Source organism: Bradyrhizobium nivariense, assembly GCF_029846695.2.
Lineage (GTDB): Bacteria > Pseudomonadota > Alphaproteobacteria > Rhizobiales > Xanthobacteraceae > Bradyrhizobium.
The window spans coordinates 76,521-93,196 of record NZ_JARWCR020000012.1; the positions used below are offsets into that span (position 1 = coordinate 76,521).

The 16,676-nt window shown below is 63.6% G+C and carries 13 protein-coding genes; 5 read left to right on the top strand and 8 right to left on the bottom strand.

Annotation, left to right across the window (positions count from 1 at the left end):
- Positions 1-24: 24 nt before the first annotated feature.
- The 3 genes from QCM77_RS12575 to QCM77_RS12585 are packed head-to-tail and all read right to left on the bottom strand — an operon-like array spanning position 25 to position 3,276.
- Entirely contained in the window at positions 25-1,038 is a 1,014-nt protein-coding gene (locus tag QCM77_RS12575; protein WP_279665482.1) for an amino acid ABC transporter substrate-binding protein, read from the bottom strand.
- Positions 1,039-1,050: 12 nt separating this feature from the next.
- Complete coding sequence (locus QCM77_RS12580; protein ID WP_279665484.1) at positions 1,051-2,400, bottom strand: aspartate aminotransferase family protein; 1,350 nt, start codon at positions 2,398-2,400, stop codon at positions 1,051-1,053.
- Between the two features lie 3 nt (positions 2,401-2,403).
- Positions 2,404-3,276, bottom strand: a complete 873-nt coding sequence (locus QCM77_RS12585) for a MurR/RpiR family transcriptional regulator (RefSeq protein ID WP_279665485.1) — start codon at positions 3,274-3,276, stop codon at positions 2,404-2,406.
- An 87-nt stretch (positions 3,277-3,363) separates the two neighbouring features.
- Here QCM77_RS12585 and QCM77_RS12590 point away from each other — a divergent pair, with 87 nt between their 5' ends.
- Complete coding sequence (locus tag QCM77_RS12590; protein WP_279665486.1) at positions 3,364-4,551, top strand: amino acid ABC transporter permease; 1,188 nt, start codon at positions 3,364-3,366, stop codon at positions 4,549-4,551.
- Positions 4,552-4,553: 2 nt separating this feature from the next.
- Positions 4,554-5,660 carry an amino acid ABC transporter permease gene (locus QCM77_RS12595; RefSeq protein WP_279665487.1) on the top strand — a complete coding sequence of 369 codons (1,107 nt, stop codon included), beginning with the start codon at positions 4,554-4,556 and terminating at the stop codon, positions 5,658-5,660.
- Positions 5,661-5,731: 71 nt separating this feature from the next.
- Here the strand turns inward: QCM77_RS12595 and QCM77_RS12600 are convergent, their stop codons facing one another.
- Together QCM77_RS12600 and QCM77_RS12605 are read right to left on the bottom strand one after the other, a co-directional pair.
- On the bottom strand, positions 5,732-7,150 hold the full coding sequence (locus QCM77_RS12600; protein WP_279665488.1) for an amidase: 1,419 nt from the start codon (positions 7,148-7,150) through the stop codon (positions 5,732-5,734).
- Between the two features lie 136 nt (positions 7,151-7,286).
- On the bottom strand, positions 7,287-8,063 hold the full coding sequence (locus tag QCM77_RS12605) for an SDR family oxidoreductase (protein WP_279665489.1): 777 nt from the start codon (positions 8,061-8,063) through the stop codon (positions 7,287-7,289).
- Between the two features lie 156 nt (positions 8,064-8,219).
- Between QCM77_RS12605 and QCM77_RS12610 the strand changes: the two genes are divergently transcribed.
- The 3 genes from QCM77_RS12610 to QCM77_RS12620 all read left to right on the top strand — a co-directional run bounded on the left by QCM77_RS12610 (position 8,220) and on the right by QCM77_RS12620 (position 13,305).
- Positions 8,220-9,293, top strand: coding sequence for a tartrate dehydrogenase (locus tag QCM77_RS12610; RefSeq protein WP_279665490.1), 1,074 nt, complete (start codon positions 8,220-8,222; stop codon positions 9,291-9,293).
- A gap of 404 nt (positions 9,294-9,697) precedes the next feature.
- Positions 9,698-10,432, top strand: a complete 735-nt coding sequence (locus tag QCM77_RS12615; RefSeq protein WP_279683842.1) for a hypothetical protein — start codon at positions 9,698-9,700, stop codon at positions 10,430-10,432.
- On the top strand, positions 10,429-13,305 hold the full coding sequence (locus QCM77_RS12620) for a patatin-like phospholipase family protein (RefSeq protein WP_279683844.1): 2,877 nt from the start codon (positions 10,429-10,431) through the stop codon (positions 13,303-13,305). Before QCM77_RS12615 ends, QCM77_RS12620 begins: the two co-directional genes overlap by 4 nt.
- A 96-nt stretch (positions 13,306-13,401) precedes the next feature.
- Here the strand turns inward: QCM77_RS12620 and QCM77_RS12625 are convergent, their stop codons facing one another.
- Genes QCM77_RS12625 through QCM77_RS12635 form a run of 3 tightly spaced genes read right to left on the bottom strand, consistent with a single transcriptional unit; the run spans position 13,402 to position 16,661 of the window.
- Positions 13,402-14,475, bottom strand: coding sequence for a malate/lactate/ureidoglycolate dehydrogenase (locus tag QCM77_RS12625; RefSeq protein ID WP_279665496.1), 1,074 nt, complete (start codon positions 14,473-14,475; stop codon positions 13,402-13,404).
- An 11-nt stretch (positions 14,476-14,486) separates the two neighbouring features.
- The gene (locus QCM77_RS12630) at positions 14,487-15,398 is read right to left on the bottom strand and encodes an NAD(P)-dependent oxidoreductase (RefSeq protein WP_279683846.1); all 912 of its coding nucleotides are present in this window, start codon (positions 15,396-15,398) and stop codon (positions 14,487-14,489) included.
- A 12-nt stretch (positions 15,399-15,410) separates the two neighbouring features.
- The gene (locus QCM77_RS12635) at positions 15,411-16,661 is read right to left on the bottom strand and encodes a Zn-dependent hydrolase (RefSeq protein ID WP_279665498.1); all 1,251 of its coding nucleotides are present in this window, start codon (positions 16,659-16,661) and stop codon (positions 15,411-15,413) included.
- Positions 16,662-16,676 lie beyond the last annotated feature (15 nt).

A 16,676-nucleotide genomic window follows, 5' to 3' on the forward strand; every position in this document is an offset into this window, starting at 1 on the left:
GGCTCTTTACTTGAACGGCACCGCTTACTTGAACGGCACGGCGTACATCAAGCCGCCCTTGCTCCAGAGGCCGTTGAGGCCGCGCTCGAGCTTGAGCGGGCTCGCCTTGCCGACATTGCGCTCGTAGATCTCGCCGTAATTGCCGGTGGCCTTGATCGCCGTGGTCAGCCATTTGTTGTCGAGCCCAAGCCGCGAGCCGAGATCGCCGGAGGCACCGAGCAGGCGCTGGATCGCGGGTGTCTGCGACTTCGCCATCTCGTCGGCATTGGCTTGCGTGACGCCGAGCTCTTCGGCCTCGATCAGGCCGTAATGCAGCCAGGTGATGATGTCGCTCCAGACCTCGTCGCCGTTGCGGGTGAAGGGGCCGAGCGGCTCCTTGCTGATGGTCTGCGGCAGCACGACGTAATCGGCCGGATTCGGCGCCGCGGTCGTCACGGCGCCTGCGAGCGCGGAGGCGTCCTGGGTCATGGCATCGCAACGGCCGCCGAAGAAAGTCTGGTACATGGTGTCGACGCGGTCGAACACCAGCGGCTTCCAGTCGATGCCGTTGGCGCGGCCGTAATCGCCGAGCGTGACCTCATGCGTGGTGCCCTGCGCGACGCAGACGGTGGCGCCCTTGAGATCCTTGATCTCCTTCACGCCGAGGTCCTTCTTCACGACAAAGCCCTGACCATCGTAGAAGTTGATCGGGCCTTGCCGCAGGCCCAGCGTGACGCCGCGCAGATAGGTCTGCGTCGAGTTGCGGTAGAGCACGTCAATCTCGCCGGACTGGAGCGCGGTGAAGCGGTTCTGCGCGGTCAGCGAGACGTAACGCACCTTGCTGGCATCGCCGAGCACGCCGGCGGCGAGCGCGCGGCAATAGTCGACGTCGAGACCCTTGTAATTGCCTTGCGAATCCGGCGCGGAGAAGCCGGCAAAGCCGGCGCTGACGCCGCATATCAGCGTGCCGCGGCTCTTCACCGTGTCGAGCGTTGCCGCCGACGCAACAACCGTCGATGCCGCGAGGACACTCGCTGCGATAACCACTTTCCTCATCATGTGACTCTCCCCTCAGTGATTGACACTACGCAACACATTGTCGACGGCCGTGCCGAGCTTGTCGACGATCAGGTCGATCTCGTCAGCCGAAGCGATATAGGGCGGCGCCAGCAGCACGTGGTCGCCACGGACACCATCCACGGTGCCGCCGCCGGGATAGCAGCCGAGGCCGTTGGCAAACGCCTCCGCCTTGATCTTCTGGTTCAGCTTCAGCGCGGGATCGAACGAGGTGCGGCTGGGGCGATCGGTGACGAGCTCTATGGCCCAGAACAGGCCACGGCCCCTGATGTCGCCGACATGGCGGTGATTGCCGAAGCGCTCGGTCAGCCGCTGCTCGAGCTGCCTGCCGCGCTCCTTGACTCGGTCGAGCAGGCCGTCCTCGCGGATCACGTCCTGCACCGCCAGCGCAGCGGCGCAGGCGAGGGGATGCGCCAGATAGGTGTGACCGTGCTGGAATGCGCCAGAGCCGGCGCGAATCGTGTCGATGATCTTTCCGCTTGCGAGCATCGCGCCGATCGGCTGATAACCGCCGCCGAGACCTTTCGCGATGGCCTGGATGTCGGGCGCGACGCCTTCCTGCTCCCACGCGTGGGTCGTGCCGGTGCGGCCCATGCCGCACATGACCTCGTCGAGGATGAGCAGCGCGCCGTGCCGGTCGCAAATCTCGCGCACCGCCCTGAAATAACCTTCCGGCGCCGTCACGGCACCGGAGGTGGCGCCGACGACGGGCTCGGCGAGGAACGCCGCGACGGTATCAGGGCCAAGCCGCTGAAACTCGGCTTCGATCTCGGCGGCGAGCCGCGCCACGAACTGCGCATCCGACTCGGCGTGGTGCTTCTCGTGATAGGCGAAGGCCGGCGTCACATGGCTGAAAGCGCCGGACAGCAACGGCGCATAAGGCGCACGTCGCCAGGCATTGCCGCCCGCGGCCAGCGCGCCGAGCGTGTTGCCGTGATAGCTCTGGCGCCGCGCGATGAAATGCTGTCGCTGCGGCTCGCCGCGCTCGATGAAATATTGCCGCGCGAGCTTGATGCTGGCCTCGATCGCCTCCGATCCGCCGCTGACGAAATAGGCGTAGGCGAGGCCGCCGGGCTCGTGGCCGACCAGCGTCTCGGCAAGCGCCTCCGCCGGCTCGGACGAGAAGAAGGCGGTGTGGGCATAGGCCAGCGTCGAGGCTTGCTTCGCCATCGCCGCGATCACGCGCGGATGCTGGTGGCCCAGGCACGAGACCGCCGCGCCGCCGGATGCGTCGATCACGCGGCGTCCGTCCTCGGCCAAGAGATAGACGCCTTCGCCGCCGATCGCCTTGGGCGGCGTTTCGCGCAACGAACGATGCAGCACGCGGCTGGTGCGAGCGGCCATGGGTCAACCTTTCTCTGAAACGTAAGTCGAGGCCGCGGCCAGCCGCGCCTCGGTATTCTCCAGGCGCTTCTTCGCGGCCGTGCCGCCGAGCGAAAACGTCACGGCGGCGAGCGATTGCGCGATCGCGATCGCGCCAGTGAGGCTCGGGAAAAAGCCGGGAGAGGACGCCGCCTCGAACAGCAGCACGTGGTCGGCGCCTTCGGCCATCGGCGCCGAGAGGCTATCTGCGATCGCGATCAGGGCCGCGCCGGCACGATAGGCGGCCTGCGCGACCCGAACGCTCGCATGGGTGTAGGGCATGAAGCCGATGACGATGACGGCTTCGCCGGGTCGGAACGCGCCGAGATCGAGATCATCAGGGCCGGACGCGCCGACGAGCTGCACCTGTTCAGGACGGAACAGCCGCAATTCGTAGTTCAGTAGTTCCGCCACGCTGCGGCAGCTTCGATAACCTGTGATCCAGATCCGCTTGGCATCGTGGAGCGCGCGCGCCGCCTCCGCAATCGGCCGCGCCGGAATGCGCGGAAGGCCGGCGGCCTCGGCCTCGAGCTTGTCCGTGACGAGCGCAATATCGGCATGCGGGCCGTGGCGGCGGTTTTTGGCGCGGCCGGAGAAGGGCGCTATCTGCAACGGCCGCCGCGCCTCCGTCAGCGCCGCACGCAATTCGTCCCAGCCCGAATAGCCGATCGCTTTCGCAAGCCGCGTGAACGCGGCGGGATCGGCGCCGGCAACCGCTGCGAGATCGCGCATCGAACGGGTGGTGGCGTCGTAATCGTTGGCTGCGACGAAACGCCCGACCTCCTGCAACCGCATCGGGAGCGACGGCAATGCAATGCGCAGTTCGCTCAGCGGCGAGGATTTCGCGGGCTCGGCCATGAAACATTTGTTGCACGAAGTAGAGTTTGGTGCAACAGTTGACGTGCGCCGCCGGAAATCGCCGTCTTGAGAAGGATTTTTTGTGCTGTGACGTCAGACGCTCCGAGATCGCCGCCGCGCCGCCGCTTCTTCGGCGCTTTCGGACGACGCGAGCTGAAAGGCCTGTTCTGGCAGGTCCTGGTGGTCGGGATCGCAGTCGCGGTCATCGTCTTCCTCTGGTCCAACACGGTCACCAATCTCTCCGCGCGCCGCATCACGACCGGTTTTGCCTTCCTCGGCCGTGAGGCTGGCATGCCCATCGCCGACAGCCTGCTCGCCTACAATCCAAGAGACTCATACCTCTGGGCCTTCGCCGTCGGTATCGCCAACACCCTGCGCGTCGCGGTGATCGGTATCGTGCTTGCGACCATCCTGGGCACGGTGATCGGCATCTCGCGGCTGTCGGCCAACTGGCTGCTGTCGCGGCTCGCCGCGGTGTATGTCGAAACGCTCCGCGACATCCCGCTGCTGCTCCAGCTCCTGTTCTGGTACGTGCTGATGCAAGCGCTGCCGGCCGCGCGCGCGGCATGGCGGCCGATCGAGGGCGTGTTCCTGTCCAATCGCGGGTTGATCCTGCCGGCGATTCCAATCGGGACGCCGCATCTTTGGGTGCTCGGCACAGCAGTGCTCGGGCTTGTCGTGTTCTATGTCGTCTGGCGGAGGCTTATCGCGCAGCAAATGCGTGACGGCAAGCCGCGGCCGGCCTGGCCTTTTGCGGTTGGTCTCATTGTTGTGGTCCCGGCGCTCGTGTCCGTGCTGCTCGGCGTGTCCTGGACGATCGAATGGCCTGAGTTGCGCGGCTTCAACTTCGTCGGCGGGCTGACGCTCGCGCCGGAATATTTCGCGCTGCTGATCGCGCTGGTCACCTACACCTCGGCCTTCATCGCCGAGATCGTGCGCAGCGGCATCCAGTCGGTGCCGCGCGGCCAGTGGGATGCCGCCAATGCGCTCGGACTGCGCCGCAGCTTCATGCTGCGGCAGATCATCCTGCCACAGGCGCTGCGCGTCATCGTGCCACCGATGACGAGCCAGTACCTCAACCTGACCAAGAACTCTTCGCTCGCGGTGGCGATCGGCTATCAGGACGTGGTCTCGATCGCCAACACGACGCTGAACCAGACTGGCCAGGCGATCGAGGCTATTGCTTTGATCATGGCGGTGTTTCTCACGATCAGCCTCGGCATCAGCTTTTTCATGAATTGGTACAATTCGCGCATCGCGCTGGTGGAGCGCTGACCATGACGGCGATCGCTGATATTCCGGAAGCACCGCGCGCCGCCCGCCGCCCGCAAATTGGCAACCCGGTGCTGCGCTGGCTGCGCGCCAATTTGTTCTCGTCGATCCCGAACGGCATCCTGTCGGTCGTGTTGCTGGCGGTGCTCGCAAAGGGCATCTTCAGCTTCGTGCAGTGGGGCCTTGTGAATGCGGTCTGGCTGACGCCGGCCAACGACTCCAGCGCCTGCCGCGCCGTGCGCGGCGTTGGCGCCTGCTGGGCGATCATCCCCGAAAAATATCGCTTCATCCTGTTCGGCACCTATCCGTTCGACGAGCAGTGGCGGCCGGCGCTCGCGGTGCTGCTGTTCATCGCGCTGTTCTATCTCTCCACCCGCCGCGCCCTGTGGCGGCGCGAACTCGCCTATCTCTGGATCGGAGCGCTCGCGCTGATCAGCGTGCTGATGTGGGGCGGCGTGTTCGGCTTGTCGTTCGTCTCGCAGGACCGTTGGGGCGGCTTGCCGGTGACGCTGATCCTGGCGACCTTCGGTCTGGCTTTCGGCTTCCCGTTCGGTATCCTCGTCGCGCTCGGCCGGCGCTCGAAGCTGCCGGCGATCCGTTCGCTCTCGGTGCTCTATGTCGAATTGATCCGCGGCGTGCCGCTGGTCAGTCTGCTGTTCATGGCGAGCGTGATGTTTCCGCTGTTCATGCCGAACGGATTCAACATCGACAAGCTCCTGCGCGCGCAGGTCGCGATCATCCTGTTCGCAGGCGCGTATCTTGCCGAAGTCATCCGTGGCGGCCTCCAGGCCGTGCCCCGCGGGCAATACGAGGCCGCCGACGCGCTCGGCCTGTCCTACTGGCGCAAGAACCGGCTGATCGTCCTGCCGCAGGCGATCCGCCACGTCATCCCGCCGCTGGTCAACACCTTCATTGCCTTCTTCAAGGACACCAGCCTCGTTCTCATCATCGGCATCTTCGACCTGCTCACCACCGCCAAGACCGCGATCATCGATCCGGCCTGGCAGCAGTTCTCGGTCGAGGTCTACATCTTCATCGCCGCAATCTACTTTGCGTTCTGCTTCGCGATGTCGCGCTACAGCCGGAGTTTGGAGGCGACGAGCGGGCGGTGACGATTGCTTGTCCCGGACCAGGTGCAGCGTACCGCTGAAGAAGCGCTGCGCTGCGTCCGGGGCACGAGAGGCTAGTTCTTCACCCGCGGATCAATCGGCGTCGTGCCGCGCACGCCCAAAATATCCTCCAGCGTCTTTGCGCCGGCGATCACGTCCGCATCCGCGCGAGGTGCGCCGACGACCTGCACACCGACCGGCAGGCCCGATGCGGTGAAGCCGCACGGCAGCGACAGCGACGGGCAGCAGGCGAGCGTGATGGCGTAGACGATGCCGAGCCATTCGACATAGTTCTCGAACCTCTTGCCCGCGCATTCGGCGACATAGCGATGCCCGATCGGGAAGGGCGGCACGATCGTGGTCGGCACCAGCAGCAAATCGTAGGTCTGGAAGAACTCGATCGCGCGCGCGGTCATGCCGACGCGCTGTGCTCCGGCGCGTTCGAGCTGCTCGACCGTGAGCTTGAGGCCTTCCTCGATATTCCAGATCACCTCGGGCTTGAGCTGGTCGCGTTTGGTGCGCAGCAGCTGCGCCTTGCTGATCGCGAAATCGAACGCGCGCAGCACGTGGAAGCACTCATGCGCCTCGCGCCAATCCGGATGCGCCTCCTCGACGATGACGCCGGCTTCGGCAAAGCGTTGCGCTGCCCCGCGCGTGATCGCCTTGACTTCAGGATCGACCGGGGTGATGCCGAGATCAGCGGAATAGGCGATGCGCTTCGGCTTCTTGCCTGACTGCGCCGCCGAGAGAAACGAGGTCAAGGGCGCCGGTAATGACAGCGGGTCGGCGGCATAATCGCCGCTCATGGCATCCAAGAGCAGCGCGAGGTCTTCGACGTTGCGTGCCATCGGGCCCTGCACGCCGAGATTGCGGTCGATGCCGGCTTTCGGCGTGTGCGCGACGCGGCCGATGCTCGGCCGCATGCCGACGATTCCGCAGAAGCTCGCGGGGCTGCGCAAGCTGCCGCCCATGTCCGAGCCCTGTGCGAGCCAGGCCATGCCGGTCGCGAGCGCCACCGCCGCGCCGCCGGAGGAGCCGGCTGCGGATTTCGTCGTATCCCAGGGATTGAGGGTCGCGCCGAATACCTCGTTAAAGGTGTTGGCGCCCGCGCCGAATTCCGGCGTGTTGGATTTTGCGTAGACGACTGCGCCGTTCGCCTCGAGGTGCTCGACCATGAGGTCGGACTTCGCAGGGATATTGTTCTTGAAGATCGGCGATCCCTGCGTGTTCAGCACGCCTGCAACATCGGTCAAATCCTTGATCGGCACCGGCAGGCCTGCGAGCAATCCACGCGCACCGGCCGGCTTCTGCATCAGCGCCTTTGCGCTATCCCGCGCGCGATCGAAGCACAGCGTCGGCAGCGCATTGACCTTGCCATCGACTTCACTGATGCGCTTTTCCAGCACATCCAAGAGCTCCAGCGGCGAGACGTCGCCAGACCGCAGCTTGTCGACGACGGCGCAAGCGGTTTCGCGGATGAGGTCCTGAGACAATTATTCTACTCCCGTGCTTATTGTGTCGTCATTGCGAGCGTAGCGAAGCAATCCTGTCTGTCGCCGCGGGGTGATCTCTGGATTGTTTCGCTGCGCTCGCAGCGACGGCGTGTTGGGTGGCGGCAGGACGAGACAATCAACCCCATCCCGCACTGATGCCGCCGTCCACCGTATAAATGACACCCGACGTATAGCCGGCGCGATCCGACGCCAGGAACGCCATGAGATCGCCGATCTCGCGCGCATGCGCGGGCCTGCCGAGCGGCAGGCTGTTCTGGAATTCCTTGTAGCGGTTCTCGTCGCCGAACTGGTGCTTTGCCCGTGTCTTCAGCAGCGTCACGTGACGGTCGGTGCCGACCGGACCGGGATTGATGCCGACCACGCGAACGTTGTCGGCAAGGCTCTTGCCCCCGAGCGCGCGGGTGAAAGCCATCAGCGCGGCATTGCCCGCGCTGCCGCAGATATAGTTGGCGTCAAATTTCTCGCCGGCCGCGCCGATGTCGTTGACGATGACGCCACCGCCCTTCGCCTTCATCTGCGCGTATATCTGCCGCGTCAGGTTGATGTAGCCGAACACTTTCAATTCCCATGCGTGCCGCCAGGTCGCCTCGTCGATCTTGTCGATGGACCCGCCGGGAATGTCGCCGGCATTGTTGACGAGCACGTCGATGTCGGCGGCTTCCTTGGCGAGCCGCGCCAAATCCTCGGCCTTGCGCAGGTCGACGATGCTCGTCGTGGCATCGATCTGGTGCGCGGAGCGCAAGCGCTCAGCCAGCGCCTTGAGCTGCTCGCCATTGCGGGCAGCGAGCAGGAGATGAGCGCCTTCCTCGGCGAACGCTTCGGCCGCGGCTGCGCCGATGCCCTTGGACGCGCCCGTGATCAGGACGCGCTTGCCACGCAGATGCAGATCCATCGGAATTACTCGCGGGATAGGAACAGGATAAAATCAGTAGGCGGTCGGCCGCGCCACGGTCAACATTGCAGTGCAGCGTTGCACTGCCGCCGCGTTTGGTCCATTGCAGTGCGGTCAAAAAGGCGGCGGCTGCCGGACCAACCAAGGACGTTCTCGATGAGCAAGAAACAATACCGGATCGCAGTTATTCCCGGCGACGGCATCGGCAAGGAAGTGATGCCGGAAGGCCTGCGCGTTCTGGAGGCAGCGGCGAAGAAGCACGGGGTGTCCCTGCATTTCGACCATTTCGACTTCTCGTCCTGGGACTATTACGAGAAGCACGGCCAGATGATGCCTGATGACTGGAAGGAAAAGATCGGCAAGCACGATGCCATCTACTTCGGCGCGGTCGGCTGGCCTGCCAAGATACCGGATCATGTCTCGCTCTGGGGTTCGCTGATCAAATTCCGCCGCGAGTTCGATCAGTATGTGAATTTGCGCCCGGTGCGGCTGATGCCGGGCGTGCCGTCGCCGCTGGCAAACCGCAAGCCCGGCGACATCGATTTCTGGGTGGTGCGCGAGAACACCGAAGGCGAATATTCCTCCGTCGGCGGCCGCATGTTCCCGGACACCGACCGCGAGTTCGTGACGCAGCAGACGGTGATGACCCGCATCGGCGTCGATCGCATTCTGAAGTTCGCATTCGAGCTCGCGCAGTCGCGGCCGAAGAAGCACCTGACCTCGGCGACCAAGTCGAACGGCATCTCCATCACCATGCCCTACTGGGACGAGCGCGTGGAGGCGATGGCCAAGAAGTTTCCGGGCGTGAAGTGGGACAAGTACCACATCGACATTTTGACGGCGAACTTCGTGCTGCATCCGGACTGGTTCGACGTCGTGGTCGGCTCCAATTTGTTCGGCGACATCCTCTCCGATCTCGGCCCCGCCTGCACCGGCACCATCGGCATCGCACCGTCAGGCAACATCAACCCCGAGGGCAATTTCCCGTCGGTGTTCGAGCCGGTGCACGGCTCGGCGCCCGATATCGCGGGCCAGGGCATCGCCAATCCGATCGGCGCAATCTGGTCGGGCGCGATGATGCTCGAGCATCTCGGCGAGAAGGAAGCCGGCAAGTCGATGGTCGATGCGATCGAGCGCACGCTGGCGGAGCGCACGCTCCGCACCAAGGATCTCGGCGGCAATGCCGACACGACCGCCTGCGGCAAGGCGGTAGCGGAGATGGTGGGTTAGTCTGCCAGTGCGATCCGAACGGGTTGCGACATACTGCCCCTGATGTTTGCATTAGGAGGCGACCCGGCCGGTTTCGGCCGCGTTAGACGGAGCCGTCGCCTTTCGTGGCGACGGCTTCGTTTCATTAGACTAGATCTTTTCCTTGAAAAATATTCGTTTTATAGTTGTAGTGTGGTCGGACGCTACCGGCTCTGTCAGTGAAAGGAGCGTTTGAGGGCCGTTGACGCAGCGAGCAGACGTTGGTCTGCGGAAGTGCCCGTCGGCGGAATCGTATTTTTCCAATCAATATCGCGGAAGGAGGATTGGTCATGTGGAGTTGGAAGGCGCTTTTTGTCTCCGTTTTGGCCCTGGGGACGTCCTCGGGCGCAGTGCTCGGGGGGTGCGATATCGCAGGCCTCGACGCCATGCCGGATGGCGCCTGGCTCGTGAGTTTGAACGGCAGCTGGAGGCCGATCGACGAACTCAGTCCGACCTTGAGGGATGGGCGCCCGCGCGAGGTGACCTTCGCCTATGTGGCGCGTGAGCCCGAGTTGACGACCTTTCGACGCGGCATCCTCGTGATCAAGACGGCTGTCCGCGCCTCCGGGGTTGCTCGCAGTGATCGCGTGACGCTGGCCCGCGACGCCTACAAGCCGGTCGAGAAATGCGAATCCTATCCTCAGTTCAGCGGGGGATCCGTGAAGGGAAGATCGTACGACGACTATCACGACTACAGCTACAGCGCGAAGGGCCTCGACGGACCATTGCTGTCGTCCTTTCATGTGAGCTATGCGGCACGCGTCCAGGGCTGCAAGGGCTCCGACGATGACACGACCGACTCCTATTTCACCGGGCATTGGCAAAGCAATCGGTCCCAGTTCTCTTTCGATGACAGGGTTGTTGCCAAGGGACAGAACAGCCAGTTCTTTGCTCAATTCGGGGTCACGCCCGCCTACGCAAGTTCGATGTCCGAGCGAAAAGTCGAGATGAAGCGATACACCTCGGATAGGAGTGGTCTCGCATGCGTCACGTTCAACGCGACCGTGAGGCCGGGCACGCTCCTTCGCATCAAGACCTCGAGCGGCGCGTTGGTCTGTTTCGGGCCGCGGAGCAGTCGTGGGAATGGCCCCGCTGAATCGGGCAGAGAGGCTGTTCGATGACTGAAGGCGCGGAGGCCGCTGTCGAGTCAAAAGCCGACAGCGGCAAGCTGGGGCATTCTCCATTGTTCTCGGAAGAGGCTATGCTCGAGGCCGAAGGGCTGTTCCTCTGGCCCAAGGGAGCGTGGCCCAAGGGAGCGCCATCGTTTCGGGCGGGTCTCGCGCTCTCCGGAGGTGGCATCCGCGCGGCCACTGTGTCGTTGGGGGTGCTTCAGGCGCTCGCCGAGCGCGGCTTGCTCAAGCAGTTTCATTATCTGTCGACCGTGTCGGGCGGCGGGTATATCGGGTCTGCACTATCTTGGTTCTGGTGCAAGAAGCGCGTGGACGAGGAGAATATCCTGTCACCGAGCCCGACGGCGCCGCCGTTGCGCTTCGGGGCTGACGCTCGCGACTTTCCCTTCCAGGAGGATCAAGCTCCCGGCCCGGCAAAGGACCCTAGGGATCCCGGCGTCAGGGCCGCCGGAAATCTGGAGTTCTTGCGCAACCACGGCTCTTATCTCACGTCGGGAGATGGGATCGGTTTTGCTGGCCTGATTATCGCCGTTGTGCGCACCATCCTGTTGAGTTTGACGGTATGGTTACCGCTTCTCGTTCTGGCTTTCGGAATCTTCGAGGTCGTCGATTTCTTCTTCGTAGGGCCAGAGGCGTACCAGCGGTGCATCCAGGTCGGCTCGGTAGCGCGAGGCATTTTCAAATCGTACCAGTGTCGGCCGTCTTACGTCGCGCCGTTGATGCTTGCAGGTTCGCTGGTCCTGGCGTTTCTTGCCGGTGTCGTCGTCTTCTCGTTTCTTAGCCGTTTTCAGCTCGACTCATCGAATCCAGGCGCAACGTCCCGTCGCAGGTACCGGCCAACGCTACTCTATCTGGTCATCGCAATCGCGTCGTCCACCCTGACCGCGTGGATCTACACCTCGTTGGACAGAGTCCAGCCGCCGATGGCCGTTGAGATTTTAGTGCTGTCCCTCGCCAGCCTTGCGTTTTTCATGCTGGCGATCGCCGAGTTCTTGGGACCAGACAACGCCGGATATTTTTTAAGGCGCAGCTTCGAGAAGCAGTCGAGCAAGCTGCTGCCCATTGCGATCGCTTCACTTTACATTGGCGCGCTTCCGTGGATCGTATCCAACCTGAAGCCTGCGACGGGAGCGTCGTTCGGCAGTCTCGGTGCTCTCGGGCCCATTGGTGGTGCCGTAACGCTGCTGAGCGGAGTCGGTACGGCGCTGTATGGGTACTATCTGAAGGCCAAGAGCATCCTGCCCGGCATGGCGGGGCAGGTCTTCGCTATAGCCGGATCGATCCTGTTCTTGTCCGGTCTTCTGCTGTTTTCGTTCGTGCTGGCTGGTGGGATCTTCGCCGAAAGCGTCGGTTTTGACCCCGTCCGTCCGGCAGCATCTGCAGTTCGCCAGGAAGTGTCTTCCGCCGGCGAGGAGATATCCAAGGCGGCCCGGATTGCATCTCAAGCCGCATCCACGGCTTTTCGAAGATTGGCAGCCGGCGATGACACGGCGGCCGCTCCCGCGCAGATCGAATCCAGCGACGGCGAGACGCCTTGGCGGCGCAAGCTCGTGATCCTCTTCTTCCTGCCGCTCGTCGCGCTCGCAGTGTTGATCGGCTTCTTCGGCAGCGTCAATGCGACGGGGCTTCATCGTTTTTATCGAGATCGATTGATGGAGACGTTTCTGCCAATGGCAAACGCCGTTGAAAAGGGAACGGCGCGGGAGTCGGACGTGGCGGACAATCTCTCGGTTGCCGATATCGTGCAGGACTCGGTGGAGCGCGGAGACAGGCCGTATCACCTCGTCAACGCGCATGCCATCCTGATCAATGACGAACTCGACCCGAAAGTAGCGCTTCGGGGCGGCGACAATTTTCTCATCTCCCCTGCTTTCGTCGGATCATCAGCAACCGGTTGGATGCGGACAAGGGATTACGTCAGTCACCACGGCGCGCTCACGCTGGCGTCGGCCATGGCGGTTTCCGGTGCGGCCGCCAATGCGAATGCAGGGTATATCGGGACCGGGTTGACGCGGGATCGTTTCGTCTCCGCCGTCATGTCCCTGCTCAACATCAGACTGGGTCTGTGGGTCGGGAATCCGAAGGCCACCGCAAGAATGGCACCTGCAACTGACCCTACCTCGCCGGCGCACGACGAGCGCCGTCTGGCGCGCTTCAGGACCAAGGTGGCCACCTATTTCAATCCGGTGCTGACTTGCGGGATATTTGGATATGGCCACCACCGAGACGCACCGTTTCTCGAGCTCTCGGATGGGGGCCATTTCGAGAACTTGGGACTCTACGAACTGATCCGGCGACGACTGGATCTGATCCTGGTCGTCGATGCCGAACAGGACAGCAACATAAGTCTTGCCGCGCTCGTGTCTTCAACCAACCGCATCAAAGAGGATTTTGGAGTTTCGGTTGGTTTTCTCGACTCGCGCGGACCAGAACAACTGCTCGGAAAGGACAGCGACCGCTACCCAAGCGGTGCGCGATTGGCCAGGTCTCCTTTCGTCGTCGCTGAGATTCGTTACCCCGCCGTGACCGCAATACCCGGGAAGCGGTCCACCAAACCCAGCAAGCGAGGCGTGCTGATCTACATCAAGTCGACCATGGTCACGGGCCTTGCGTTTGCGACTGACGGCTACAAGGCCGCCAATCCAGAATTTCCGCACCAGAGCACTGTCGACCAGTTCTTCGATCCCGATCAGTTTGAGGCTTACCGGGACCTGGGCAAGAAAAGTTGTGAAGCGATGATCTTGTCGCTCGATCTAGGAATGAACGTCACCTGCAGTTCGCGGCTGTTGGAGCGTTATGGTTTTCCGGCAGGCGAGGCGGCCACGCTGCCAACGTCGATTGCCGAACGGGACCACGACGTCTAGGCCTCTGGTGCACTCCCTGTGGTTATGGGTCGGGATCAGCGCTCCGCTTCGCTGCGCTTGTCCGGACGACGATTGTCAGTAACTCGTCGCCCCTGATCAGCGCGCGATCGCCTCGATCGCGGCCTGATCCAGACCGAACTTCTTCCCGGCCTCCAGAATCTCCTGCCAGGTGGTCGGATCGACCGGAATGCCTTCAGCCAGGCGCTTCGTCTTCGTCTCGCGCTCGGGATCGCCGGCGATCCTCACCTTGTCGACGCCTGGGGCCGGCGGCGAGTCGGTGTGCCAGGCGACGAAGCTTTCCACTTCGCGCGCGAGATTCTCCGCGGTGCCGAGCTTGGTCGGATCGATGATGATCGAGAGCATGCCGTTGAGGACGTTGTGCTTGCCGTCGGACGGGCCCTTGACCGCCTGCCCGCCGGAGAGCGCGCCGCCGAGGATTTCGCACACCAGCGCCAGTCCCGAACCCTTGTGCTCGCCGAACGGCAGGATGGCGCCGTGCGGCGGGATCACGGTGTAACGCGGATTGACGGTGGGCTTGCCTTCATTGTCGATGATGGTGCCGGGCTCGAGTTCGACGCCTTTGTTGTGGGCGACGCGGGTCTTGCCCTGCGCGATCCTGCTGGTGGCGAAGTCGAGCACGATGGGGTCCTTGCGCCTGCGCGGGATGCCGACGCAGAACGGGTTGGTGCCGTGGCGCCCATCGCTGCCGCCCCAGGGGGCCACGATCGGACGCGAAATCACGTTGACGAAGTGGATCGAGACCAGCCCGTGGTCGATGCACTGCTCGGCCCAGTGGCCGATGCGGCCGATATGGTGCGAGTTCGAGAGGCCGACGAGACACACGCCGTTGCGCTTGGCGCGCTCGGCTGCCAGCTCCATCGCTTCATGGCCGATCACTTGGCCGTAGCCGGTGAGGCCGTCGAGGGTGAGAAGCGGACCGGTGTCGAGCACGATCTTGACGTGCTGGTTCACGGCGAGGCCGCCCGTGGTGACGCTCTGGACATAGCGCGGGATCATGCCGACGCCGTGCGAGTCGTGTCCCTTAAGGTTGGCCTCGACCAGATTGGTGGATACGAGCTCGGCCTCGCGGTCAGTGGAGCCGCCGGCCTTGACGATGGCGCGGACGACGTTGGTAAGCGGCTCTGCCTTGATGGTGCGATAGTCGGCCATTGCTGTTGCTCTTATCCTTTCACGATCCGGCGGCAATGGACCCATGCCGCTTCAATCAGGTTCTCGCTCGCCTCGGGCGTGCGGAACGCCGAATGCGCCGACAACGTTACGTTCGGCAGTTTTGTCAGCGGATGATCGCCGGGCAATGGCTCGATGTTGAAGACGTCGAGGCCGGCATGGCGGATGTGGCCCGACCTCAGCGCGTCGATCATGGCGGCCTCGTCGACGACGGCGGCACGCGCGGTATTAATGAGGATGACGCCGGGCTTCATCTTCGCAATCTTCTCGCGGGTGATCATGCCGCGCGTCTCGTCGTTGAGCAGCAGATGCAACGACACGACGTCTGCTCTGGCGAGCACCGTGTCGAGATCGGCGAATTCCACACCCGGGTGGCTCTTCGGCGAGCGGTTCCAGGCGATCACCTTCATGCCGCTGCCGGAAGCAATGCGCGCGACCTCCGCGGCAATGCCGCCGAAGCCGATCAGGCCGAGCGTCTTGCCGGTGAGCTGCATGCCGTCTTCGCGCAGCCAGTTTCCGCCGCGCATCTCGCGGTCCATCATCGCGATGACGCGGGCCGAAGCCCACATCAGCGCAATCGCGGATTCCGCGACCGCCGTGTCACCATAGCCCTTGATCAGGTGTACGGAGATGCCGAGCTGGCCAAGCTCCTCCGGGTTCATGTAACTGCGTGCGCCGGTGCCGAGGAATACGACATGCTTCAGCCCCGCGCACTTCTTTGCGACATCGGTCGGCAGCGCGGTGTGGTCGACGATCGCGATCTCGGCGCCGTCGAGGATTTCCGGATAATGCTCGGGCTTGATGTCAGGATCCCTGTGGATCCGCACCTTGGGATCATCAGGTTTTTCCAACCGCTCCATGATCACGGCGAGGGCTTCATTGGCGTCGACGAAAACTCCGCGCATGGCTCTGTCCAGTCAGGAGGCGACGCCGGCGATCGCCAGCACTGTGTGCATGAGTACGTTGGTGCCCGCGGCGCAGTCGGGCTGCGTGGCGTCTTCCAGCTCGTTGTGGCTGATGCCGTCCTTGCAGGGCACGAACACCATTGCGGCTGGCATGACGGTGTTGAGGTTGCACGCGTCGTGGCCGGCGCCGGAGGTGATGCGGCGAGAGGAATAGCCGAGCGTCTTCGCCGCGTTCTCGACGGCTGCAATCAACTTGGGATCGAAATGCGTCGGCGGCTTGCGCCAGACCAGGTCGATCTTGACCTCGACCTTTCGGCGCGCGGCGATCTCCGAGATGGCCGCGCGCAAATCGCGATCGAGCGCGTCCATGATTGCGCCATCCGCACTGCGGCAATCCATCGTGAAGGCGATCTCGCCGGGAATGACGTTGCGCGAGGGGTTTGCAATGACGGCTTCGCCGATGGTGCCGACCGCCTTCGGCCCGTGCTTCTTCGCAATGGCCTCCATAGCCAGCACGATCTCCGAGAGGGTCGCCAGTGCGTCGCGCCGCAACGGCATCGGCGTCGATCCCGCATGGCTCTCGAAGCCGGAGATCTTGCCGTCGTACCAGAGCACGCCCTGGCCGGAATCGACCACGCCGATGGTCTTGCTCTCAGCTTCCAGGATCGGCCCCTGCTCGATGTGCAACTCGACGAAGCAGCCGAGCTTCTGGAAGCCGACCGGCTTGTCGCCGCGATAACCGATGCCGTCGAGTGCCTGGCCAACGGTCATGCCTTCGACGTCCTTGCGCGACAGGATGTCATCAGTGGTGAAGTCGCCGACATAGGCCGCGGAGGCCATCATCGCGGGAGCGAAGCGCGAGCCCTCTTCGTTGGTCCAGTTGACGACGCAGATCGGCGCCTCGGTCTCGATGCCGGCATCGTTCAGCGTGCGGATGACTTCGAGCGCACCGAGCGTTCCCAAAATGCCGTCATACTTGCCTCCGGTCGGCTGCGTGTCGAGATGCGAGCCGATGCCGACCGGCAGCTTCGACATGTCGCGGCCCTTGCGCAGACCGAACTGTGAACCGAGCGTATCGGTGTGCACTTCGAGGCCGGCGTCCTCGCAGGCCTTGCGGAACCAGTCGCGCACCTGCTTGTCCTCCGTGCTCAGCGTCAGCCGCCGTACGCCGCCCTTGGCCGTCGCGCCGAACTTCGCGGTCTCATGGATGGAGCCCCAAAGGCGGGCGGAATCGATTTGCAAATTGGTGGCGGCTCGGCTCATGCGGTCAGTCTCTCA

Coding starts and splice junctions, on each gene's coding strand:
- QCM77_RS12575 (WP_279665482.1), bottom strand. CDS start 1,038: ATGATGAGGAAAGTGGTTATCGCAGCGAGTGTCCTCGCGGCATCGACG.
- QCM77_RS12580 (WP_279665484.1), bottom strand. CDS start 2,400: ATGGCCGCTCGCACCAGCCGCGTGCTGCATCGTTCGTTGCGCGAAACG.
- QCM77_RS12585 (WP_279665485.1), bottom strand. CDS start 3,276: ATGGCCGAGCCCGCGAAATCCTCGCCGCTGAGCGAACTGCGCATTGCA.
- QCM77_RS12595 (WP_279665487.1), top strand. CDS start 4,554: ATGACGGCGATCGCTGATATTCCGGAAGCACCGCGCGCCGCCCGCCGC.
- QCM77_RS12605 (WP_279665489.1), bottom strand. CDS start 8,063: ATGGATCTGCATCTGCGTGGCAAGCGCGTCCTGATCACGGGCGCGTCC.
- QCM77_RS12610 (WP_279665490.1), top strand. CDS start 8,220: ATGAGCAAGAAACAATACCGGATCGCAGTTATTCCCGGCGACGGCATC.
- QCM77_RS12615 (WP_279683842.1), top strand. CDS start 9,698: ATGCCGGATGGCGCCTGGCTCGTGAGTTTGAACGGCAGCTGGAGGCCG.
- QCM77_RS12620 (WP_279683844.1), top strand. CDS start 10,429: ATGACTGAAGGCGCGGAGGCCGCTGTCGAGTCAAAAGCCGACAGCGGC.
- QCM77_RS12625 (WP_279665496.1), bottom strand. CDS start 14,475: ATGGCCGACTATCGCACCATCAAGGCAGAGCCGCTTACCAACGTCGTC.
- QCM77_RS12630 (WP_279683846.1), bottom strand. CDS start 15,398: ATGCGCGGAGTTTTCGTCGACGCCAATGAAGCCCTCGCCGTGATCATG.
- QCM77_RS12635 (WP_279665498.1), bottom strand. CDS start 16,661: ATGAGCCGAGCCGCCACCAATTTGCAAATCGATTCCGCCCGCCTTTGG.